This is a genomic window from Bacillus sp. FAU18 (assembly GCF_056033885.1).
This window is the reverse complement of sequence record NZ_JBVYHZ010000004.1, coordinates 1,677,386-1,698,713: the sequence shown is the minus strand read 5'-3', so window position 1 is coordinate 1,698,713 and position 21,328 is coordinate 1,677,386. Positions and strand designations below refer to the sequence as shown.

Sequence of the window (21,328 nt, the reverse complement as noted above, 5' to 3'; positions counted from 1 at the left end):
AATAGAAAGGGAGTGTCCGACCTTGGGTATCAAACAATATTCACAGGAAGAGCTAAAGGAAATGGCTTTAGTTGAAATCGCTCACGAATTATTTGAAGAACATAAAAAACCAGTTCCTTTTCAGGAGCTTTTAAATGAAATCGCATCTTTGCTCGGCGTGAAAAAAGAAGAGCTTGGAGACCGCATCGCTCAATTTTATACAGATTTAAACATTGACGGCCGCTTCCTGGCGCTTTCTGACCAGACGTGGGGGCTTCGCAGCTGGTATCCGTATGATCAGCTTGATGAAGAAACTCAGCCGACAGTCAAGGCGAAAAAGAAAAAAGCGAAGAAAGCAGTCGAAGAAGATCTTGATCTTGACGAGTTTGAAGAGATCGACGAAGACGACCTTGATTTGGATGAAGTTGAGGAAGAACTCGATCTTGAAGCTGACGATTTTGACGAAGAAGATCTTGATGAAGACGACGATGATCTTGAGATCGAAGAAGATATTATTGATGAAGATGATGAAGACTATGATGATGAAGAAGAGGAAATTAAATAGTATCAGATTTCATCTTCAAAACGATCTTGACTTTCATAGTCGAACTATGTAGTATGTATTTTGGGCTCTTCAAAAACGAAGAGAGAACATAGTACGTTATGCTCCCTTTCAAGAAATTGAAAGGGAGCTTTCTTATTTTCACCCCTCATTTTTCTTATAAATCATTTAAAAGGCTAAATGATTTTTTATAAAATAGTACATTTTAAAAATGTAGCTAAGAGCGAAGAGAGGAGCAAACGAAATGACGAAATATATTTTTGTAACCGGGGGAGTTGTATCCTCACTTGGAAAGGGTATTGTAGCAGCTTCATTAGGACGTTTGCTGAAAAACCGCGGACTGAACGTGACGATTCAAAAATTCGATCCATACATCAACGTTGACCCGGGAACAATGAGCCCGTACCAGCACGGTGAAGTATTCGTAACGGATGACGGCGCTGAAACAGACTTGGACCTTGGTCACTATGAGCGTTTTATCGACATTAACCTGAATAAATTCAGCAACGTGACAACAGGTAAAATCTATTCAACAGTTCTTAAAAAAGAACGCCGCGGAGATTACCTTGGCGGAACCGTACAGGTCATCCCGCACATCACAAACGAATTGAAAGACCGTGTTTACCGCGCAGGGAAAGAGACAAACGCAGATGTTGTTATTACAGAAATCGGCGGTACTGTCGGAGACATCGAATCACTGCCATTCCTTGAAGCAATCCGCCAAATGAAGAGCGACATCGGCCGTGAAAACGTAATGTACATCCACTGTACGCTTGTACCTTACATTAAAGCTGCTGGCGAATTAAAAACAAAACCGACACAGCACAGCGTAAAAGAATTGCGCAGCTTGGGCATTCAGCCAAACATCATCGTCGTTCGTACAGAAATGCCGATTTCTCAAGATATGAAAGATAAAATCGCGCTTTTCTGCGACATCGATACAAAAGCGGTTATTGAATGTGAAGATGCGGACAACCTTTACTCCATTCCGCTGGAGCTTCAAAAACAAGGGCTTGATAAGCTTGTTTGCGAGCACATGAAATTGGCTTGCAAAGAAGCGGAAATGTCCGAGTGGAAAGAGCTTGTTAACAAAGTCAGCAATCTGTCTCAAACGATTACAATCGGCCTTGTCGGCAAATACGTTGAGCTTCCTGACGCATACATTTCTGTTGTCGAGTCTCTCCGCCATGCGGGCTATGCGTTTGATACAGATGTAAAAGTGAAGTGGATCAACGCAGAAGAAGTGACAGAAAACAATATCGCAGAACTCACAAGCGGAACAGACGGCATCATTGTGCCGGGCGGATTCGGAGACCGCGGTGTTGAAGGCAAAATCGTCGCGACAAAATACGCGCGCGAAAACAACATTCCGTTCTTGGGCATTTGCTTGGGCATGCAGGTGGCGTCTATTGAATACGCACGAAACGTATTGGGCTTAAAAGGCGCTCACTCAGCGGAAATTGATCCGTCAACTCAATACCCGATCATTGATCTTCTTCCTGAACAAAAGGATGTTGAGGATCTCGGAGGAACGCTTCGTCTCGGCCTTTACCCTTGTAAGCTAGAAGAAGGTACGAAAGCCTTTGAAGTGTATCAGGATGAAGTGGTGTACGAGCGCCACCGCCACCGCTATGAGTTTAACAATGAATTCAGACAGCAAATGGAAGAGCAAGGCTTCGTATTCTCAGGCACAAGCCCTGATGGACGCCTTGTTGAAATCATCGAGCTGAAAGACCACCCTTGGTTCGTGGCTTCTCAGTTCCACCCAGAGTTCAAGTCAAGACCGACAAGACCTCAGCCTCTATTCAAAGGCTTTATCGGAGCGTCTGTCGAAGCTGCAAATCAGAAGTAATAAAAAAGACTTGCCGTTTGTCAAAAGCGGGCAAGTCTTTTTTATTTGTTTCCGGTAAGTTCCAGCATGTACAATAAGATATTATGCATACTCTTGCAGAATTTCTTTTAGTGTAAACGATAAAGCGTGATAGACATACAGTGCTGTCATTAAAGAGGGAAACCCGTAACGGGTGCCGTCTTCATCGGGAACAAGCGGCATTTTTAATTTAGAATCAATATGCACATCACAATACTGTTCTAATCCCGTACTGTCTTTGGCTGCGGGCGATACGCATACGACTCCCGCACCTTTTTCATAAAGCTCTTTTGCGAGCGCCTGTTCTTCGGCTGTGCCCGTCCCTGAGCAAAACATCAGCACCCTGTCGCTTTCTGTCACTTCCTCAGCGCTTTCTGGAAAGGCTTTGACAGATGGGAAGGGTTCTTTGCTTTCGGTGGCCTCATAAAAGACGCCCTGAAGCTCATTCGCTCCGTATAAATAAATGGAATGCCCGCTGATCACCGCTTGAGCAAGCAGCCGCGCCCCATCTTCAATCGCGTCAGATTCCTTATCCTGAATGCGGGAAAAAATACCTGTTAACTGCGTCGTGAATATTTTCAACATAAGTGAATCCTCCTTTATAACGTACAATATCAGTATACAACAAAAGAGAAAATGCTCAGAAAATGTCGTAAAGTAGACTATTATAATTAAAGGAAATAGGAAAATCAAACAGAATACATACAATACTGCTTACTTTTGACGAAAATCATAATATTGGGGTGTAAAATGATGAATGAAAAAATTTTAATCGTTGATGATCAATACGGCATTCGTATTTTGCTAAATGAAGTGTTCAATAAAGAAGGCTACCAGACGTTTCAGGCTGCGAACGGCCTGCAGGCGCTTGACATTGTGACAAAAGAACGGCCCGACCTTGTGCTTTTGGACATGAAAATTCCCGGCATGGACGGAATCGAAATCTTAAAACGGATGAAGGTCATTGACGAAAACATCCGGGTCATTATCATGACGGCATACGGAGAGCTCGACATGATCCAAGAATCGAAGGAATTGGGCGCTCTGACGCACTTTGCCAAGCCGTTTGACATCGACGAAATCAGAGACGCCGTCAAAAAATATCTGCCCCTGAAGTCTAACTGACAAAAAGAAGAAACAAATGAATCATGTCATTATGTTGCCGATTTGTCGAAAAGTTGGTATCCTAGTTATGGAGAAAAAGCGATCTGAGTATTTACATATGACAGCAATATATGGGTCATGCTAGGGTGGAAAGCTTTTTTCGCTAGAAGACAATCAGGCTACATAAGGAGGACATTCGACATGCCTTTAGTTTCTATGACGGAAATGTTGAATACAGCTAAAGAAAAAGGGTATGCTGTAGGACAATTTAACTTAAACAACCTTGAGTTTACTCAAGCGATTTTACAAGCAGCTGAAGAAGAAAAATCTCCAGTGATCCTTGGTGTTTCCGAAGGTGCGGGACGCTACATGGGCGGCTTCAAAACAGTCGTTGCTATGGTAAAAGCACTTATGGAAGAGTACAAAGTGACAGTTCCTGTTGCGATTCACTTAGACCACGGTTCAAGCTTTGAATCTTGTGCGAAAGCGATTCATGCAGGTTTCACATCTGTAATGATCGACGCTTCTCACCATCCATTTGAAGAAAACGTAGCAACAACTGCTAAAGTTGTTGAGCTTGCTCATTTCCACGGAGTATCTGTAGAAGCTGAGCTTGGAACAGTAGGCGGACAAGAAGATGACGTTATCGCTGAAGGCGTAATCTACGCTGACCCTAAAGAGTGCCAAGAGCTTGTTGAGCGCACTGGCATCGACTGCCTTGCACCTGCATTAGGTTCTGTTCACGGCCCTTACAAAGGTGAGCCAAACCTTGGCTTCAAAGAAATGGAAGAGATCGGAAAATCAACTGGTCTTCCGCTAGTTCTTCACGGCGGTACTGGAATTCCGACTGCTGACATCAAAAAATCAATTTCACTTGGTACAGCTAAAATCAACGTGAATACTGAAAACCAAATTTCTTCTGCAAAAGCTGTTCGCGAAACATTGGCAGCTAAGCCTGACGAGTACGATCCACGTAAATACCTTGGACCAGCTCGTGAAGCGATCAAAGAAACAGTTATCGGTAAAATGCGTGAATTTGGTTCTTCAAACCAAGCTTAATTCAATTGGAACTTTTTATAGCCGCCTGACAGCTTGACAGGCGGTTTTCCGTCTATCTTTAGAAAGCGCAATCATATTCGCAGTTCAGAAAATTTCTTAATCAGGGAGGCTTTTTGAAAATGTTATTCTTTGTTGATACAGCCAATATCGATGAAATTAGAGAAGCGAATGAATTAGGAATTCTCGCCGGTGTAACGACGAATCCTAGTTTAGTAGCAAAGGAAGCTAACGTATCATTCCACGACCGTCTTCGCGAGATCACAGACGTCGTGAAAGGGTCTGTAAGCGCAGAGGTTATTTCTTTGAAAGCTGAGGAAATGATCGAGGAAGGAAAAGAACTGGCGAAGATCGCTCCGAACATTACGGTGAAAATCCCAATGACGTCTGACGGTTTAAAAGCGGTAAGAGCACTTACTGACTTAGGCATCAAAACAAACGTTACATTGATCTTCAATGCCAACCAGGCGCTTCTTGCTGCCAGAGCGGGGGCAACATATGTATCTCCATTCCTGGGACGTTTAGATGACATCGGCCACAACGGGCTTGACCTGATTTCAGAAGTTAAACAGATTTTTGACATTCACGGCCTTGACACGCAAATCATTGCAGCGTCAATCCGCCACCCGCAGCACGTGACAGAAGCCGCTCTTAGAGGGGCTCATATCGGCACAATGCCGCTGAAAGTCATTCATGCGCTCACTAAACACCCGTTAACAGACAAAGGAATCGAACAATTCCTGGCAGACTGGAACAAATAATGAAAGGGGCGGCAAACAGCTTTATGCCTGTTTGCCGCGGCCTTTGTATTTCACCGACTGATAAAGCGGATCTTCAGATGCTGACGTCGCTTTACAGAGAAGGAATCATTGGGCTGCAGAAGCTGATATCGGAATGAAGGGTATGCGTACTGCTTTTGCCGGATGACGACGATGTCTCTCGAGCCGGCGGGTCTCTGTGCATCTTTTGAAACCTGTACCCCCCAAAGCTTCGCTATTTTCTTCCTGATATTTTACAATGTGTTGTATTCTTTCTCTTCGAATTGGCTAGATTTTGGACATGAGCTTTATTTGCAGAGACAGAATAAAATGACATTTTATTTAGCTCCGCAGCTATCTTCTTATGGAAGGAGACTATCATGGAAAAGTTGAATATTGCCGGCGGTGACTCGTTAAACGGTACAGTACATATCAGCGGCGCTAAAAACAGCGCTGTTGCGTTAATACCTGCAACCATTTTGGCAAATTCCGAGGTGACAATTGAAGGGCTTCCAGAGATTTCAGATATTGAAACGCTGCGTGACCTGTTAAAGGAAATCGGCGGAAACGTGCATTTTGAGAATGGGGAAATGGTTGTTGATCCTACGTCGATGATCAGCATGCCGCTTCCTAACGGGAAAGTAAAAAAGCTTCGCGCGTCATATTATTTAATGGGGGCGATGCTCGGCCGCTTCAAGCAGGCGGTCATTGGATTGCCTGGCGGCTGTCACTTAGGGCCCCGTCCGATTGATCAGCATATCAAAGGCTTTGAAGCACTCGGAGCTGAAGTAACCAATGAACAAGGCGCCATTTATTTGCGAGCTGAAAGGCTCAGAGGCGCGCGGATATATTTAGATGTCGTAAGCGTTGGGGCAACGATTAACATTATGCTCGCCGCTGTATTGGCAGAAGGGAAAACGATCATCGAAAACGCTGCCAAGGAACCTGAGATCATTGACGTCGCGACATTGCTTACCAGCATGGGCGCCAAAATCAAAGGTGCGGGCACCAATGTGATTCGAATCGACGGCGTGAAGGAACTGCACGGCTGCAAGCATACGATCATTCCGGACAGAATTGAGGCCGGGACATTTATGATTGCAGGGGCTGCAATGGGCAAGGAAGTCATTATCGATAACGTCATTCCCACTCATCTAGAGTCGTTAACGGCAAAGCTCAGAGAAATGGGCTATCATATCGAAACAAGCGACGACCAGCTTCTTATTGTCGGCGGGCAGAAGAAATTAAAGCCGGTTGACGTCAAAACCCTCGTATACCCGGGGTTTCCGACTGATTTACAGCAGCCGATGACGGCGCTCCTGACAAGGGCGAAAGGGACGAGTGTCGTCACAGACACCATCTACTCGGCAAGATTCAAGCACATTGATGAGCTGAGACGAATGGGTGCCAATATGAAAGTAGAAGGCAGATCTGCCATCATCACAGGTCCTGTCGAGCTTCAAGGCGCAAAAGTGAAGGCGAGTGATCTGCGTGCCGGAGCCTGCTTGGTGGTAGCCGGACTGATGGCTGATGGCGTCACGGAAATTACGGGACTGGAGCATATTGACCGCGGATACAGCAGCCTTGAGAAGAAGCTTGAGGGGCTTGGAGCGACAATTTGGCGTGAAAGAATGACTGACGAAGAAATAGAACAGCTTCAAAATTCATAATGGTTTCTTGTGAGAGGAGATCGTGTTGAAATGGAAAGAAGTTTATCAATGGAATTGGTACGTGTGACCGAAGCTGCGGCATTGGCATCAGCAAGATGGATGGGCCGGGGAAAAAAAGATGAGGCTGATGAAGCGGCAACAAGTGCAATGAGAGACGTTTTTGATACAGTGCCGATGAAAGGGACCGTTGTAATCGGTGAAGGGGAAATGGACGAAGCGCCGATGCTGTATATCGGGGAAAAACTCGGAAACGGGTACGGCCCTCGCGTTGATGTCGCAGTTGACCCTCTTGAAGGCACAAACATCTTAGCAAGCGGCGGCTGGAACGCGTTGACGGTGATCGCGGTCGCAGACCATGGCACGCTTCTGAATGCTCCTGACATGTATATGCAAAAAATCGCAGTCGGTCCGGAAGCGGTGGGCTGCATTGACATCGAAGCACCTGTCATTGACAACCTTAAAGCGGTGGCAAAAGCGAAAAACAAGGACGTTGAGGACGTCGTTGCCACAATTTTAAACCGTGAAAGACACGAAAAAATCATTTCCGAGCTTCGTGAGGCCGGCGCCAGAATCAAATTGATCAATGACGGCGATGTCGCAGGCGCCATCAACACGGCTTTCGACCACACGGGCGTTGATATCCTGTTCGGATCAGGCGGCGCTCCTGAGGGTGTGCTTTCCGCTGTTGCGCTAAAAGCACTCGGCGGAGAAATCATTGGTAAACTTCTTCCGCAAAGCGAAGAAGAAATCACACGCTGTCACAAAATGGGCCTTGATTTAAGCAAAGTCCTTCGCATGGAAGACCTTGTGAAGGGTGATGACGCGATTTTTGCAGCTACAGGGGTTACTGACGGCGAGCTGTTAAAAGGAGTTCAATTCAAAGGCTCTGTCGGTACAACTGAAAGCTTAGTTATCCGTGCAAAATCAGGCACTGTCCGTTTCGTTGACGGCAGACACAGCTTGAAAAAGAAACCAAATCTTGTAATCCGTCCATAACAAACAGAAAAAGCGGGTGTGAGCCCGCTTTAACTTTTGCAGAAAAGCGTCAACTCTATCAATTCCGTGTCAAAACCTTATTTCAGTTGAATAATTTTTTGAAATAAGGTAAAAATAAAGAGTGCTGCGAATTTTACTGCGTAATACCTTCTTTTAAGCACTAGGAAAGTTTCAATTTCTACCGCATACAGACGATATAAGTATTGATCTTCTCATGTTTTTGTCCTCGCTTCCTTCAAAACTCATTAAGACAATCCTTTTAACAAAAGCGCCGATCATGGGTGGAAGTGTTACCGATAGAAGTTCCTTTATGTTAAAAAAAGAATGTGCTTTGGCGGATGTTGTGCAAAAGCAGCAGATGACATGTTCAGAGTAAGATATTGACTATGAAAAGCGTGGTGTTTTTATGAAAGACGTATCTATTTCCTCTTTGGAAAATATGAAATTGAAAGAGCTTTATGAACTTGCAAGACATTATAAAATCTCCTATTACAGCAAACTGACAAAAAAAGAACTCATTTTCGCCATTCTGAAAGCGAATGCAGAACAGGAAGATCTGCTGTTTATGGAAGGCGTTCTTGAGATCATCCAGTCTGAAGGTTTCGGCTTCCTGAGACCGATCAACTACTCTCCAAGCTCAGAAGACATTTACATCTCAGCTTCACAAATCCGCCGTTTCGATTTGCGGAACGGAGACAAAGTATCAGGCAAGGTTCGCCCGCCAAAAGAAAATGAGCGTTACTATGGACTTTTGCACGTTGAAGCAGTAAATGGGGATGATCCCGAATCTGCAAAAGAGCGTGTGCATTTCCCGGCTCTTACGCCACTTTATCCAGATCGCCAAATGGTGCTTGAAACAAAGCCGAACTTCTTGTCTACAAGAATTATGGACATGATGGCGCCGGTCGGATTTGGACAGCGCGGATTGATTGTTGCGCCGCCGAAAGCCGGAAAAACGATGCTGCTGAAGGAAATTGCCAACAGCATTACAGCGAACCAGCCTGAAGCAGAGCTGATCGTGCTTTTAATTGACGAAAGACCTGAGGAAGTAACCGATATCGAGCGTTCTGTAGCTGGGGATGTCGTCAGCTCAACGTTTGATGAAGTGCCGGAAAACCATATCAAAGTGGCCGAGCTTGTGCTTGAACGTGCAATGCGTCTCGTGGAACACAAAAAAGACGTCATTATCCTGATGGACAGCATCACACGGCTTGCCCGCGCCTACAACTTAGTGATTCCGCCGAGCGGAAGAACGCTTTCCGGGGGGATTGACCCAGCGGCGTTCCACCGTCCGAAACGTTTCTTCGGCGCTGCGAGAAATATCGAAGAGGGCGGCAGCTTAACCATCCTTGCTACGGCTCTGGTTGATACTGGTTCACGTATGGATGATGTCATTTATGAAGAATTCAAGGGAACAGGCAACATGGAGCTTCACCTTGACCGCTCTCTTGCCGAGCGCCGCATCTTCCCTGCTATCGATATCCGCCGTTCAGGAACGCGCAAAGAAGAGCTGCTTGTGCCTAAAGAGCATCTAGATCGTTTATGGTCTATCCGCAAAACGATGTCTGATTCACCTGATTTCGCAGAAAAGTTCATGAGAAAAATGAAAAAAACCAAAACAAACCAGGAATTTTTCGATATTCTCAATCAAGAATGGAAACAGGCAAATCTATCATCTGCAAGAAGGTAAATTGTATTTGCAAAAGAAGTAAATCACTGATATAATTTTCTCATATGCGTTTCGGACAATGCTCCGAAATAATAACTCTGTTTCCACACGGGATTCAGGGCGGAAGGAGATGGATACAATGAAAGCAGGAATTCATCCTAATTTCAAAAAAGCAACAGTTAAATGCGCTTGCGGAAATGAATTTGAAACAGGCTCAGTAAAAGAAGAGGTACGCGTTGAGATTTGCTCTGAATGCCACCCATTCTACACTGGCCGTCAAAAATTCGCTTCTGCTGATGGTCGTGTTGATCGCTTTAACAAAAAATACGGTCTTAAGTAATAATAGATTTCTCAACAGGCAAGCAGCAGTCTTGCCTGTTTTTTATATTGTTTAAAACACAGCTGGCAGAGAGAGGGGAGCGAAGCCCATGTACATAATGAAACAAAGCGGGTGGCTTGAGCTGATTTGCGGCAGCATGTTCTCGGGGAAATCTGAAGAGCTGATCAGAAGAGTGAAGAGAGCGACTTACGCCAAGCAGGAAGTCAGGGTATTTAAGCCTGTAATTGATAACCGATACAGCGAAGCTGCTGTTGTCTCCCATAATGGAACATCGATGACGAGCTATGCCATTTCGTCTGCTGCGGACATTTGGGATCACATCAGTGAAAGTACAGATGTGATTGCGGTTGATGAAGTGCAGTTTTTTGATCAGGAAATTGTTGAGGTTTTATCATCTCTTGCCGATAAAGGCTACCGTGTGATAGCAGCAGGCCTTGATATGGATTTTAGGGGAGAGCCGTTCGGTGTCGTCCCGAATATCATGGCGATTGCGGAAAGTGTGACAAAGCTGCAAGCCGTCTGTTCTGTTTGCGGATCACCGGCGAGCAGAACACAGCGCCTCATTGACGGCAAACCTGCTTCTTACGATGATCCGGTCATTTTGGTTGGTGCATCTGAATCATATGAAGCAAGATGCAGACATCATCACGAAGTCCCAGGTAAATCTAAAAAATAGTCCAAAACATGGGTATAAAGATAGAATGCACCGGCTAAAACACCGGTGTTTTTTTTATATTCTGATAATATTCAATTAAAAAATTTAATTAAGTATATTAAAAAATTAAGTAATTTTCTTCCCTTGAATTTTGATTTTGACAGGCATACAATAGCTTACGTAATGTAAATAGTTTTGAGACATTGTTCGAATAATTGTCACAAAGTCGCATAAAGATCATGATCGGTCATATTTTAGATGGGTTATTACTTAACTTGGTTAACTATTTCAAGAAAGAAGGAGATTTGCTTGAATAACATAAAAAAAACGAAAGAAGGCCACTTAGAAACAACTCTTAGAGGAAAAGAAGTTTTATCTATTCCTACTTTAAATAAAGGCGTTGCTTTTTCACTAGAAGAAAGACAAGAACTCGGCTTAGAAGGGCTTCTGCCGCCAACTGTACTTTCTCTTGATCAACAAGCACAACGCGCGTACGAGCAATTCCAAGCGCAGCCTGACCGCCTTCGTCAAAATGTTTACTTAAGTGATCTTGCAAACCGTAACGAAGTTCTTTTCTATAAATTGCTGAAAAACCATCTTCGCGAAATGCTTCCTGTTGTGTACACGCCAACAGTTGGTGAAGCGATTCAGGAATACAGCCATGAATATAGAAGACCTCAAGGAATCTACTTGTCAATCGATAACATTGACGGTATTGAAAAAGCGTTTGAAAACCTTCATGCGACAGCAGGCGATATTGATCTTATCGTTGCTACTGACTCCGAAAGCATTCTCGGTATCGGTGACTGGGGTGTAGGCGGTATTAATATCGCAATCGGTAAATTGGCTGTTTACACTGCTGCAGCTGGTATTGACCCTAGCCGTGTTATCCCGGTTGTGCTTGATGTCGGTACGAACAACGAAAAACTTCTAAACGATCCTTTATATATTGGTAACAAGCATGAACGTGTTCAAGGTGAACGCTACGAAGCTTTCATTGACGCTTATGTAAAAGCTGCATTGAAATTCTTCCCTAAAGCGCTTCTTCACTGGGAAGACCTTGGCAACAAAAATGCACGCAACATCATGAAAAAATACAATCATGAAATCCTGACATTTAATGATGATATTCAAGGTACTGGCGCGATTACACTTGCAGGTGTGCTTGCCGCTATGAAGAAAACCGGCGCTTCTATTAAAGATCAGCGTGTTGTTATCTTCGGTGCTGGTTCTGCTGGTATCGGTATTGCTGACCAAATCCGTGACACAATGGTGCTAGCCGGATTATCTGAAGAAGAAGCTAACAAACGTTTCTACACACTTGATTACAGAGGCTTGCTGACTGAAGACATCGAAGGCATCCTTGATTTCCAAAAACCTTACCTTCGCAATGCGGATGAAGTGAAAGACTGGAAGCGCGACGAAAAAGGTCAAATTCCATTCGATGAAGTGGTTCGTCAAGCGAAACCAACGATCTTGATTGGCACTTCAGGGGTTTCAGGTGCATTCACAGAGGAAATTGTAAAAGAAATGGCATCTCACGTTGACCGTCCGGTTATCATGCCGATGTCTAACCCGACTCACCTTGCTGAAGCTGTTCCTGAAGATTTGTTCAAATGGACTGACGGAAAAGTGCTTATTGCAACAGGAAGCCCATTTGACAATGTAGAATACAACGGTGTTTCTTATGAAATCGGACAATCTAACAACGCATTCGCATTCCCTGGTCTTGGACTTGGTTCAATTGTAGCTGAAGCGCGTATCATTACACCTGCTATGTTTGCTGCAACTGCTGATGCGATTGCTGAAATGGTTGATCTTGAAACACCTGGAGCAGGATTGCTTCCAAGCATTGATAAGCTTCAAGAGGTTTCTATCCAAGTTGCGATTGCCGTTGCTGAAGCAGCAATTAAAGACGGCGTGGCAAATCGTCAGCCTGAAGATGTGAAACAAGCGGTACTTGAAGCAATGTGGACACCTGAATACAAAAAAGTCATCGCGAAATAATTAGCGAGTAAATTTTTCGTCCGAGGGAAAGCTTTTTGTAAAGCTAAAGTATACGGACATAGGATTTGGAGGAGAATATTTTGAGCATCTTAGATATCTTAATCCTCCTGGCGCCGATCTTCTTTGTTATCGTGCTGGGTTGGTTTGCAGGACATTTTGGAAGTTATGATGCCAAGTCGGCAAAAGGGGTAAGTACGTTAGTAACGAAATACGCACTTCCAGCTCACTTTATCGCTGGTATTTTGACAACTTCCAGAAGTGAATTTTTATCACAAGTACCTTTAATGATTTCTTTAATTATTGGGATTGTTGGTTTCTATATCATCATTCTTTTGGTTTGCAGATTTATTTTCAAGTATGATTTAACGAACTCATCTGTATTTTCTTTGAACTCTGCACAGCCGACATTCGCATTTATGGGTATCCCGGTATTGGGAAGCTTATTCGGAGCGAATGAAGTTGCGATTCCGATCGCGGTCACAGGTATCGTGGTTAACGCGATTCTTGATCCGCTCGCGATCATTATCGCTACTGTTGGTGAGTCTTCTAAGAAAAACGAAGAGAGTGGCGACAGCTTCTGGAAGATGACAGGAAAATCAATCCTGCATGGTCTTTGTGAGCCGCTTGCAGCTGCTCCGTTAATCAGTATGATCTTGGTGCTGGTTTTCAATTTCACTCTTCCTGAGCTGGGTGTTAAAATGCTTGATCAGCTTGGAAGCACAACATCTGGTGTTGCTCTCTTTGCTGTCGGTGTTACCGTTGGTATTCGTAAAATTAAACTCAGTATGCCGGCTATCGGTATTGCGTTACTAAAAGTTGCGGTTCAGCCTGCATTAATGTTCCTGATTGCTCTTGCTATCGGACTTCCGGCTGACCAAACAACAAAAGCAATCCTTCTTGTTGCATTCCCTGGTTCTGCCGTTGCAGCCATGATTGCGACTCGTTTCGAGAAACAAGAAGAAGAAACTGCAACTGCGTTTGTGGTCAGTGCGATTCTGTCATTGATTTCACTTCCAATCATTATCGCGCTTACTGCGTAACAAAAAAAGCTCCCGTAAAGGGAGCTTTTTGCTTTAGGTTTGAAATTTGAACAGTGACAGCAGCGGTTTTTTTCTTGTTTTGGTTGTTTCAGAAGCAGCAGCGGTCTCGGGGGTCGGCTGAGCGGTGAATTCTTTCATTTGTGAGGTCAGTGATTGCAGATCTGCAAGAATATCATCGATTTCTCTGCGGTGCTGAAGCAGCTGGTAAGATACACCTTCATCGGCTTTTTGTTTCAGCTGGCGTTCCAGTTCCGACAACCTTGCCATCAATTCGCTTTCGTCCTGCCTTTGCTGTAAAAGGGTGTCCAGCTTTTGTTCAAGCTGCTCGATTCTTCGTTCTGTGTCGCTATTTGTTTTTTGGACAAGGAAGCCTGTGCGCTTTTTAGCGCTTTTCGGCAGATGAATATCCTGAATCGCCGTGCCTTCAGAGATTTGTTTTTGAACGGATTTTAGAACCTTCACGTCATCTGCCGTGAACGAATAGTGTCCGAGCTCATTGCGTTCGGCCGGAAGATTCAGCTGCTTCACCCACCGCTGCACCGTTTTTGCGGAGACGCCGAGTTCACTTGCTACCATATTTGTATTCATGATCCCATACCTCCTTTTAAGCTAGGTATTCGACCATAGAATGAGGTTCCCTTCCCGTTAGACAAAACAAGAAAAGATTCGGCAAAGAAAGTGGGTATCTCCTTTTTTTCTTCAAAAACTGTTATTGTTCATACAGTTCTAATGGAAGTCGGTCAGGATCAAAAAAGAAGGTGAAACGCTTGCCGGTCAGCGGATCTGTTCTGATTGGCTCTGTTTCGATTCCTTTTTCATGAAGCTCCTGAACCGCTTTATCCAAGCTGCCGACTGTAAAGGCGAGGTGGCGCAGGCCTGCGGCTTCAGGCCGGGTTTGTCTTTCGGGTGGATCGGGAAACGAGAACAGCTCAATGACATACGAGCCGTTAAGCGACAAATCAAGCTTATAGGAGCCGCGCTCTTCGCGGTACGTTTCTTGAATCAACTGAAAACCAAGCTTATGTACGTAGAAAGCTTTCGACTTTTCGTAATCTGAACATATGATTGCAATATGATGTATGGATTTCAGCAACATCATCCCTCCTCGAATTCCAGTATAGCAGAGGGAGCTTTTCCAGCTGGGATTGAAATGCTTTTGACTGGGGTTAATCACTATACTATAATGAGAATGTTACGCACAGGAAAACAGAGGTGAAGACCGTGTTAGACCGTTTAAAATCAATTGAAGAACGATACGAGAAATTAAATGAGCTTTTAAGCGATCCAGAAGTAGTCAACGATCCGAAAAAGCTAAGAGAATATTCAAAAGAGCAATCTGATATACAAGAAACAGTTGACGTATATAGACAATACAGAGATGCGTCAGAACAGCTGGCTGATGCAAAAGCGATGCTTGAAGAGAAGCTGGATGCTGAGATGCGCGACATGGTGAAGGAAGAGATTTCTGAACTTCAGAAGGAAACGGAAACACTGTCCGAACGCCTGAAAGTGCTCTTGATCCCGAAAGATCCTAATGATGATAAAAACGTTATTATGGAGATCCGCGGAGCCGCGGGAGGCGAGGAAGCCGCTTTATTCGCGGGCAACCTGTACAGAATGTATTCCCGTTATGCCGAGCTTCAGGGCTGGAAGACAGAGGTCATGGAAGCGAATGTAACCGGAACAGGCGGCTACAAAGAGATCATCTTTATGATTACGGGAAGCGGCGCGTATTCTAAACTCAAATATGAAAACGGCGCCCACCGCGTACAGCGTGTTCCGGAAACAGAATCAGGCGGACGCATCCATACATCCACTGCAACAGTAGCATGTCTTCCTGAGGCAGAAGAGGTAGAGGTTGACATCCATGAGAAGGATATCCGTGTCGATACGTTTGCTTCAAGCGGACCGGGCGGACAAAGCGTTAACACAACAATGTCTGCGGTTCGTCTGACTCACTTGCCGACAGGTGTTGTTGTATCATGCCAGGATGAAAAATCTCAAATTAAGAACAAAGAAAAAGCAATGAAGGTTCTCCGTGCCAGAATCTATGATAAATTTCAGCAGGAAGCCCAGGCTGAATATGATCAAACACGGAAATCAGCAGTCGGATCTGGTGACCGCTCTGAACGTATCCGCACATACAACTTCCCGCAAAACCGTGTGACGGATCACAGAATCGGTTTGACGATTCAAAAGCTTGATCAGATTCTTGAAGGAAAACTTGACGAAGTGGTTGAAGCGCTGATTGTTGAAGATCAGGCAAGCAAGCTTCAGCAGTCGGAAGGTTAAGATGAAGACGATATTCGAAGCCCTGAAATGGGCTTCTTCTTATTTAACCGAAGCGGGAAGAGAAGAAAATGCTGCCGAGCTCCTATTGCTTTATGATACCGGAATGGAGAGAAGCAAACTGCTCGCAAGCTTACAGGAACCGATTGGTGAAGACGAACTGTATCGCTTTAAGCGTCACGTTGAGATGCATAAAGAGGGCGTGCCGGTTCAATACATTATAGGAAAAGAGTTTTTTTATGGACGGGAATTTATGGTGAATGATGATGTGCTGATCCCGCGGCCGGAAACTGAAGAAGTTGTCTTTCATTTGCTTGAAAAATATCGGAGTGTCTTTTCTGAAGACGGCAAGCTCGAAGTTGTTGACGTTGGTACAGGGAGCGGCGCAATAGCCGTCACGCTTGCGCTTGAAAACCAAAGCTTTTCTGTGTCGGCGGTCGATATTTCAAAAGAGGCGCTGCAAGTCGCCTCTGCCAATGCAGAAAAACTCGGAGCGAATGTACGCTTTTATCAGGGCGATCTGCTTGAGCCTTTTATTAAGGCGGGAAAAAAAGCGGATATCATTGTCTCAAACCCGCCATATATTTCAGAGGAAGAAATGGCTGATCTATCGGAAATTGTCCGTTTTCATGAGCCGCTGCACGCTCTCACCGATGGCGGAGACGGGCTGAAATTTTATAAGCGGTTTATGGAAGACATTCCGCTTGTCATGAAGGATAAAGTATTTGTCGTTTTTGAAATCGGATGGAAACAGGGAGCGGCGGTCAAAGACCTGATCCTCAAGGCGTTTAAGGGAGCGGAAGTGGAAGTGCTGAAAGATATTAATGGAAAAGACAGAACCATATGCGCTCTGATTCATAAAAATAAATAAGCAGCTTGCTGGCGAGTGGATGGATCAAGCTGTTTAACACCAGCAAAGGGGATGTAAACATGAAAAAGGCCCTGACAGCAGGAATCCTGCTCATTGCGATTGAGAGTATGATTGGCACCATTTTTCCGCAGTCTCTTTCATATGAAGCGATTTTTGGCGTTGCGTCTCTCGTTTTAGTGGGGCTCGCGATCATTACATCGGGTTTGGCTGTAAGCGGAAGCGATCAGCGGGCAAACTACCATTCAGAAACCAAAGAAGGCCGTACATCTCGCATGAAAATGGCGGCCGCTTTCTTTGTTGCGGCGATACCTTCCATTCTATGTTATTTGCTGACGATTTTGTTTTAATAAAAAAGGAAGCCTCTTAGGCTTCCTTTTTTTGCAGTAAAACAGAGTCCCATATCCAATAGATAAGAGCTGTTAATACAGCGAAAAGATAGAAGGCTGTATTTTGAAACAAAGATTGTCCCGAAGGCTGAAGCACGCCGAAAATGATCGCGTTGGCAATAAAAGCAGCGGCAAGGTAATACAGCAGATACAAAGGGCTGAACCGTTTCGGCTTTTTATTCATCATGATTTGAAGCGGCAGTGCGAAGATCAAATAAGGAAACAGAAAATAAAATGCCATTGTGATGAGAGCGGCAATGATAAATGATTGAATATAAATTACTGAATAAAGAACGGACATCGTGAATGCTGATAAAAGCACTGTATAATTGTATTTCATCTTAAACCTCCTAAAACACTATCGTACCATAAATAAGATTAACAGCTTGCTAGATTTTTTTCACCCTGCACGTTTACCCCCGTCTCTCCTTGTCCATAATAGGGTTAGAAACAAAGCACGGAGAGGAACGGTGGGGACCGATGAAAAAAACAGTAATCATTTGTATATATATCTTTCTTTTACTATCTGGAGCGCTCGTAGGGCTGGCAAAAGAAGAGACGGCACAGAAATCGGAAAATCAGCCGGTGGTCATACCGGATCAGGCGATTCGTTTGAGAATATTGGCAAACAGCGATAGTGACCAAGATCAGCAATTAAAACGTCATATAAGAGACGCGGTGAATAAAGAAATCACAACTTGGGTAAAGGATATTACTTCTATTGAAGAAGCGCGTCGCGTGATTCGTTCAAAGCTGCCTGAAATCAAAGCAATTGCAAAGGAAACAATGGAGAAAGAAGGAGCGAATCAGTCGATATCCGTTGATTTTGACAAAATTTCATTTCCGACAAAGCTTTACGGCAACATGGTATATCCCGCTGGTGAGTATGAAGCGATTTTGATTACGCTTGGAAACGGAGACGGCGCCAACTGGTGGTGTGTGCTGTTCCCGCCTCTCTGCTTTCTTGATTTTTCTAACGGGGAAGCCGTCAAAGAACAAGAAGATAAAGAAGCCTCAAAAAAGCAGACTGAAAAAGTGCTTGAGGACGTAACCGCTAAAGCGGAAAAAGCCAAAAAAGAAGAGAACGAAGAGAAAGAAGACGGCACAGAAGTGAAATTCTTTTTAGTCGAATGGATTTCCGACCTTTTTTCCTAATCATCTGGTCTAAAAATAGATTTGCCTCATAGATTGGAAGAAAGAACGCAAAAACGGGGTGAACGGATGTTTTATCAACTGCGGGTGGCAAGGGAAAAAGACGGAGATGTGCTCGAGGCATTTTTAAAACAGGCGAAAACCAGCTATGAAGGTGTGAAAGAAGGCTTCACTCAATTTCTTATGCTGGAGGACAGTGAGAAAAACATTGCCGGATGCCTCGGTATTGAAAAAATAAGCTGTGACCAGGGGCTGCTGCGATCACTTGTCATATCGGACAAGCTTCACCAAGGCCATATCGTCACGCTTTTTCAAAGCATGGAGGTGCTGTGCGAAAAGCATCAGATCAAAACCGTGTACCTAGTAGCAAATCAGCATTCCTCTGCGGACTTTCTGACGGCCATGGGTTTTGAAAGAGCTGAGAGTGTACCGGAGGAGCTGTTTTCTTCTGATCACTTCTGTGAATCGCGGCAAACAGAAGGAGCCGTTTTGATGAAAAAAGCGTCTGGATAAGTGCAGTTTATACACATACTTATCCACTTCTTTATTAGCGTTGTCCACAATTTGTGGATAACGCTTGTTTTATTACAGGACATCTTTTATACTTTCAAAAGGATTACACGCGTAAAACAATCGTTTTATTGTTGTGAATAAGGAGTTTGGTCAGAAATGAAAACGAAAAGATGGTTTGTGGATGTAACTGACGAGTTATCCACAAATGATCCACAAATTGCACAAGCAGCCGCTTTGCTCCGAGAAAATGAGGTCATTGCCTTTCCGACAGAAACAGTATATGGCCTAGGCGCAAACGCAAAAAATACGGATGCCGTCAAAAAAATATATGAGGCGAAAGGGCGGCCGAGCGATAATCCCCTGATTGTCCACATTGCGGATATCAGCCAGCTTGAGGATTTAACGGGCCCGGCGCCGGAAAAGGCGAAAACATTGATGAAACGGTTTTGGCCGGGAGCACTTACGCTCATTCTGCCTTGTAAACCTGGTGCGCTTTCACCTCGTGTAACGGCAGGTCTTGAAACGGTTGCCATTAGAATGCCGGATCATCCGCTTGCCCTTGCATTGATTCGCGAATCGGGACTGCCGATTGCAGCACCGAGCGCCAATCTTTCAGGCAAGCCAAGTCCCACAAAAGCGGAGCATGTGGCTCACGACTTGGATGGCCGCATAGCCGGCATTATGGATGGAGGCCCTACCGGAATCGGGGTCGAATCAACTGTGCTTTCATGTGCGGACGACATCCCTGTTCTTCTGCGTCCGGGCGGCATTACGAAGGAACAAATTGAAGCGGTGATCGGGCCGATCCATGTGGATAAAGGGCTCAGCGACCAAAACGAGAAGCCGATTTCTCCAGGGATGAAATATACACATTATGCGCCGACAGCCCCGCTTGCCATTTGCGAAGGCAGCCCAGAGCGCATTCAGCACCTCATTCAAGAATATCAACAGGGCGGAAGACGGGTCGGCGTCCTGACGACAGAAGAAAACGCGGGCGTTTATTCCGCTGATTATGTGAAGAGCTGCGGAAGACGTGCTCAGCTTGAGACTGTTGCGGCAGGGCTGTATGATGCTTTGCGCAGTTTTGATGAGAATCAGGTGGATTTCATTATCTCGGAATCCTTTCCGGACACAGGTGTCGGCCTCGCCATTATGAACAGGCTGATGAAAGCCGCCGGAGGAAGAGTGATTCGCTGAAAGCAGTCAGATGTTCTAACCCTTTTTGGACACGCATAGGCTAAAAAAGCGGGCGTGTCCAAGGGGGTTATTTATGTATGTCGGATTTGTTTATAGGCGAACTGATTACATTAAGCATCATGGCGTTTGCTTTAGGGATGGATGCTTTTTCTGTCGGCCTTGGAATGGGCATGGTCAAACTTAGAAAGAAGCAGATATTCTATATTGGTTTCATCATCGGCCTCTTTCACGTCATCATGCCTCTCGCAGGGATGGCGGCCGGTAACATGCTGTCAGGGCTCCTCGGCGTGTTAGCGGTTTATATCGGTGGGGCGCTGCTTTTTGTTCTTGGGGTTCAAATGCTTATGGCCTCTTTTAAACAGTCAGAAGAACGATTTATGTCACCGGCAGGGCCGGGCTTATTGCTGTTTGCCATCGGCGTCAGCCTTGACAGCTTTTCCGTCGGCTTGAGCTTGGGGATATACGGCTCGCATCCGCTCCTCACAATTACCCTGTTCGGGCTGTTCAGCATGATGTTGACATGGCTGGGCCTGCTGGTCGGAAAACAAGTGCAGTCATGGCTTGGCACATACAGCGAAGCGCTCGGGGGCATCATATTAATCGTGTTTGGACTAAAGTTGCTTTTGCCAATTTAATATACCAATAAAAGAAACGAAGTCGCCGTTTCTTTTTTCTTCATATATAATAGAGAAAAATAAGGGGTGACTGACATGGATATTATTTTTGTCTGTACTGGAAATACGTGCCGCAGCCCAATGGCTGAGGCGCTTTTTAAATCAATTGCAGAAATGGAAGGGCTGAATGTCAATGTCCGCTCGGCAGGCGTGTTTGCTTCGCCAAATGGGAAAGCGACGCCTCATGCAGTCGAAGCGCTGTTTGAAAAACACATTGCCCTTAATCATGTGTCTTCTCCATTAACTGAAGAACATATGGAATCCGCTGATTTGGTTCTGGCTATGACCCATCAGCACAAACAGATCATTGCCAGTCAATTTGGACGTTATCGTGATAAAGTGTTTACGTTAAAAGAATATGTCACAGGCAGCCATGGTGATGTCATCGATCCGTTCGGCGGCTCAATTGACATCTATAAACAAACGCGAGATGAGCTTGAAGAGCTTCTTCGGCAGCTGGCAAAACAGCTGAAAAAAGACCGCAGATAAGTTGTCAGAAAATCTGCAAACAGGTCATTTGCAAATCCTGCGTGAAGGAGT

The 21,328-nt window shown here is 44.8% G+C and carries 26 protein-coding genes; 22 read left to right on the top strand and 4 right to left on the bottom strand.

The window, feature by feature from the left end; genetic code table 11:
• The first annotated feature begins 22 nt into the window (after nucleotides 1–22).
• Together rpoE and pyrG are read left to right on the top strand one after the other, a co-directional pair.
• A complete protein-coding gene (gene rpoE, locus AC0OMU_RS19835; RefSeq protein ID WP_003243661.1) occupies nucleotides 23–544 on the top strand; it encodes a DNA-directed RNA polymerase subunit delta in 522 nt (173 codons plus the stop codon).
• A 241-nt stretch (nucleotides 545–785) separates the two neighbouring features.
• Nucleotides 786–2,393, top strand: a complete 1,608-nt coding sequence (gene pyrG / locus AC0OMU_RS19830; protein ID WP_003227612.1) for a glutamine hydrolyzing CTP synthase — start codon at nucleotides 786–788, stop codon at nucleotides 2,391–2,393.
• An 81-nt stretch (nucleotides 2,394–2,474) separates the two neighbouring features.
• Here pyrG and AC0OMU_RS19825 read toward each other — a convergent pair whose 3' ends face one another.
• Nucleotides 2,475–2,996, bottom strand: coding sequence for a DUF2529 domain-containing protein (locus AC0OMU_RS19825; RefSeq protein ID WP_015384907.1), 522 nt, complete (start codon nucleotides 2,994–2,996; stop codon nucleotides 2,475–2,477).
• Between the two features lie 165 nt (nucleotides 2,997–3,161).
• On the opposite strand from AC0OMU_RS19825, the gene spo0F reads away from it, so the two are divergent.
• The 12 genes from spo0F (at nucleotide 3,162) to AC0OMU_RS19765 (ending at nucleotide 13,706) form a co-directional block, all read left to right on the top strand.
• Entirely contained in the window at nucleotides 3,162–3,536 is a 375-nt protein-coding gene (gene spo0F / locus AC0OMU_RS19820) for a sporulation initiation phosphotransferase Spo0F (RefSeq protein ID WP_003227621.1), read from the top strand.
• Nucleotides 3,537–3,716: 180 nt separating this feature from the next.
• Nucleotides 3,717–4,574, top strand: coding sequence for a class II fructose-bisphosphate aldolase (locus tag AC0OMU_RS19815; RefSeq protein WP_003243339.1), 858 nt, complete (start codon nucleotides 3,717–3,719; stop codon nucleotides 4,572–4,574).
• A gap of 119 nt (nucleotides 4,575–4,693) precedes the next feature.
• A complete protein-coding gene (fsa, locus tag AC0OMU_RS19810) occupies nucleotides 4,694–5,332 on the top strand; it encodes a fructose-6-phosphate aldolase (protein WP_003227626.1) in 639 nt (212 codons plus the stop codon).
• Nucleotides 5,332–5,469, top strand: coding sequence for a hypothetical protein (locus AC0OMU_RS19805; RefSeq protein WP_181220395.1), 138 nt, complete (start codon nucleotides 5,332–5,334; stop codon nucleotides 5,467–5,469). Before fsa ends, AC0OMU_RS19805 begins: the two co-directional genes overlap by 1 nt.
• Before the next feature lie 240 nt (nucleotides 5,470–5,709).
• Nucleotides 5,710–6,999 carry a UDP-N-acetylglucosamine 1-carboxyvinyltransferase gene (locus tag AC0OMU_RS19800; protein ID WP_047183336.1) on the top strand — a complete coding sequence of 430 codons (1,290 nt, stop codon included), beginning with the start codon at nucleotides 5,710–5,712 and terminating at the stop codon, nucleotides 6,997–6,999.
• Between the two features lie 30 nt (nucleotides 7,000–7,029).
• Nucleotides 7,030–7,995, top strand: coding sequence for a class II fructose-bisphosphatase (glpX, locus tag AC0OMU_RS19795; protein ID WP_014481197.1), 966 nt, complete (start codon nucleotides 7,030–7,032; stop codon nucleotides 7,993–7,995).
• A 214-nt stretch (nucleotides 7,996–8,209) separates the two neighbouring features.
• On the top strand, nucleotides 8,210–8,371 hold the full coding sequence (locus AC0OMU_RS19790) for a hypothetical protein (RefSeq protein ID WP_003227632.1): 162 nt from the start codon (nucleotides 8,210–8,212) through the stop codon (nucleotides 8,369–8,371).
• Nucleotides 8,372–8,401: 30 nt separating this feature from the next.
• Nucleotides 8,402–9,685 (top strand): transcription termination factor Rho, encoded by a 1,284-nt coding sequence (rho, locus tag AC0OMU_RS19785; protein ID WP_003221939.1) that lies wholly within the window; start codon nucleotides 8,402–8,404, stop codon nucleotides 9,683–9,685.
• A gap of 118 nt (nucleotides 9,686–9,803) precedes the next feature.
• Nucleotides 9,804–10,004, top strand: coding sequence for a 50S ribosomal protein L31 (rpmE, locus tag AC0OMU_RS19780; RefSeq protein WP_003151132.1), 201 nt, complete (start codon nucleotides 9,804–9,806; stop codon nucleotides 10,002–10,004).
• An 88-nt stretch (nucleotides 10,005–10,092) separates the two neighbouring features.
• Complete coding sequence (locus AC0OMU_RS19775) at nucleotides 10,093–10,680, top strand: thymidine kinase (protein WP_014478269.1); 588 nt, start codon at nucleotides 10,093–10,095, stop codon at nucleotides 10,678–10,680.
• Nucleotides 10,681–10,968: 288 nt separating this feature from the next.
• The gene (malS, locus tag AC0OMU_RS19770) at nucleotides 10,969–12,666 is read left to right on the top strand and encodes an oxaloacetate-decarboxylating malate dehydrogenase (RefSeq protein WP_015384905.1); all 1,698 of its coding nucleotides are present in this window, start codon (nucleotides 10,969–10,971) and stop codon (nucleotides 12,664–12,666) included.
• A gap of 80 nt (nucleotides 12,667–12,746) precedes the next feature.
• Entirely contained in the window at nucleotides 12,747–13,706 is a 960-nt protein-coding gene (locus tag AC0OMU_RS19765) for an AEC family transporter (protein ID WP_003242497.1), read from the top strand.
• A 33-nt stretch (nucleotides 13,707–13,739) separates the two neighbouring features.
• On the opposite strand, the gene racA is transcribed toward AC0OMU_RS19765, so the two are convergent.
• Nucleotides 13,740–14,294, bottom strand: coding sequence for a chromosome-anchoring protein RacA (gene racA / locus AC0OMU_RS19760; protein WP_181220259.1), 555 nt, complete (start codon nucleotides 14,292–14,294; stop codon nucleotides 13,740–13,742).
• Between the two features lie 121 nt (nucleotides 14,295–14,415).
• Entirely contained in the window at nucleotides 14,416–14,802 is a 387-nt protein-coding gene (gene gloA2 / locus AC0OMU_RS19755) for an SMU1112c/YaeR family gloxylase I-like metalloprotein (RefSeq protein WP_181220392.1), read from the bottom strand.
• 125 nt (nucleotides 14,803–14,927) lie between these two features.
• Here gloA2 and prfA point away from each other — a divergent pair, with 125 nt between their 5' ends.
• The 3 genes from prfA to AC0OMU_RS19740 are packed head-to-tail and all read left to right on the top strand — an operon-like array spanning nucleotide 14,928 to nucleotide 17,213.
• Complete coding sequence (gene prfA / locus AC0OMU_RS19750) at nucleotides 14,928–15,998, top strand: peptide chain release factor 1 (protein WP_003227645.1); 1,071 nt, start codon at nucleotides 14,928–14,930, stop codon at nucleotides 15,996–15,998.
• 1 nt (nucleotide 15,999) lies between these two features.
• Nucleotides 16,000–16,866 (top strand): peptide chain release factor N(5)-glutamine methyltransferase, encoded by an 867-nt coding sequence (gene prmC / locus AC0OMU_RS19745; protein WP_003227647.1) that lies wholly within the window; start codon nucleotides 16,000–16,002, stop codon nucleotides 16,864–16,866.
• 59 nt (nucleotides 16,867–16,925) lie between these two features.
• Nucleotides 16,926–17,213, top strand: coding sequence for a DUF5316 family protein (locus tag AC0OMU_RS19740; RefSeq protein WP_015483822.1), 288 nt, complete (start codon nucleotides 16,926–16,928; stop codon nucleotides 17,211–17,213).
• A 16-nt stretch (nucleotides 17,214–17,229) separates the two neighbouring features.
• Here AC0OMU_RS19740 and AC0OMU_RS19735 read toward each other — a convergent pair whose 3' ends face one another.
• Nucleotides 17,230–17,592, bottom strand: a complete 363-nt coding sequence (locus tag AC0OMU_RS19735) for a UPF0715 family protein (protein ID WP_063334810.1) — start codon at nucleotides 17,590–17,592, stop codon at nucleotides 17,230–17,232.
• Between the two features lie 140 nt (nucleotides 17,593–17,732).
• Between AC0OMU_RS19735 and spoIIR the strand changes: the two genes are divergently transcribed.
• The 5 genes from spoIIR to prpB all read left to right on the top strand — a co-directional run bounded on the left by spoIIR (nucleotide 17,733) and on the right by prpB (nucleotide 21,277).
• Complete coding sequence (gene spoIIR / locus AC0OMU_RS19730) at nucleotides 17,733–18,407, top strand: stage II sporulation protein R (RefSeq protein WP_003227654.1); 675 nt, start codon at nucleotides 17,733–17,735, stop codon at nucleotides 18,405–18,407.
• A gap of 66 nt (nucleotides 18,408–18,473) precedes the next feature.
• A complete protein-coding gene (locus AC0OMU_RS19725; RefSeq protein ID WP_003244265.1) occupies nucleotides 18,474–18,917 on the top strand; it encodes a GNAT family N-acetyltransferase in 444 nt (147 codons plus the stop codon).
• A 156-nt stretch (nucleotides 18,918–19,073) separates the two neighbouring features.
• Nucleotides 19,074–20,114, top strand: coding sequence for an L-threonylcarbamoyladenylate synthase (locus AC0OMU_RS19720; RefSeq protein ID WP_322839793.1), 1,041 nt, complete (start codon nucleotides 19,074–19,076; stop codon nucleotides 20,112–20,114).
• 77 nt (nucleotides 20,115–20,191) lie between these two features.
• Complete coding sequence (locus tag AC0OMU_RS19715; RefSeq protein ID WP_003227661.1) at nucleotides 20,192–20,749, top strand: manganese efflux pump MntP; 558 nt, start codon at nucleotides 20,192–20,194, stop codon at nucleotides 20,747–20,749.
• A gap of 75 nt (nucleotides 20,750–20,824) precedes the next feature.
• Nucleotides 20,825–21,277 carry a protein arginine phosphatase PrpB gene (gene prpB / locus AC0OMU_RS19710; protein WP_015384897.1) on the top strand — a complete coding sequence of 151 codons (453 nt, stop codon included), beginning with the start codon at nucleotides 20,825–20,827 and terminating at the stop codon, nucleotides 21,275–21,277.
• The last annotated feature ends 51 nt before the right edge of the window (nucleotides 21,278–21,328 follow it).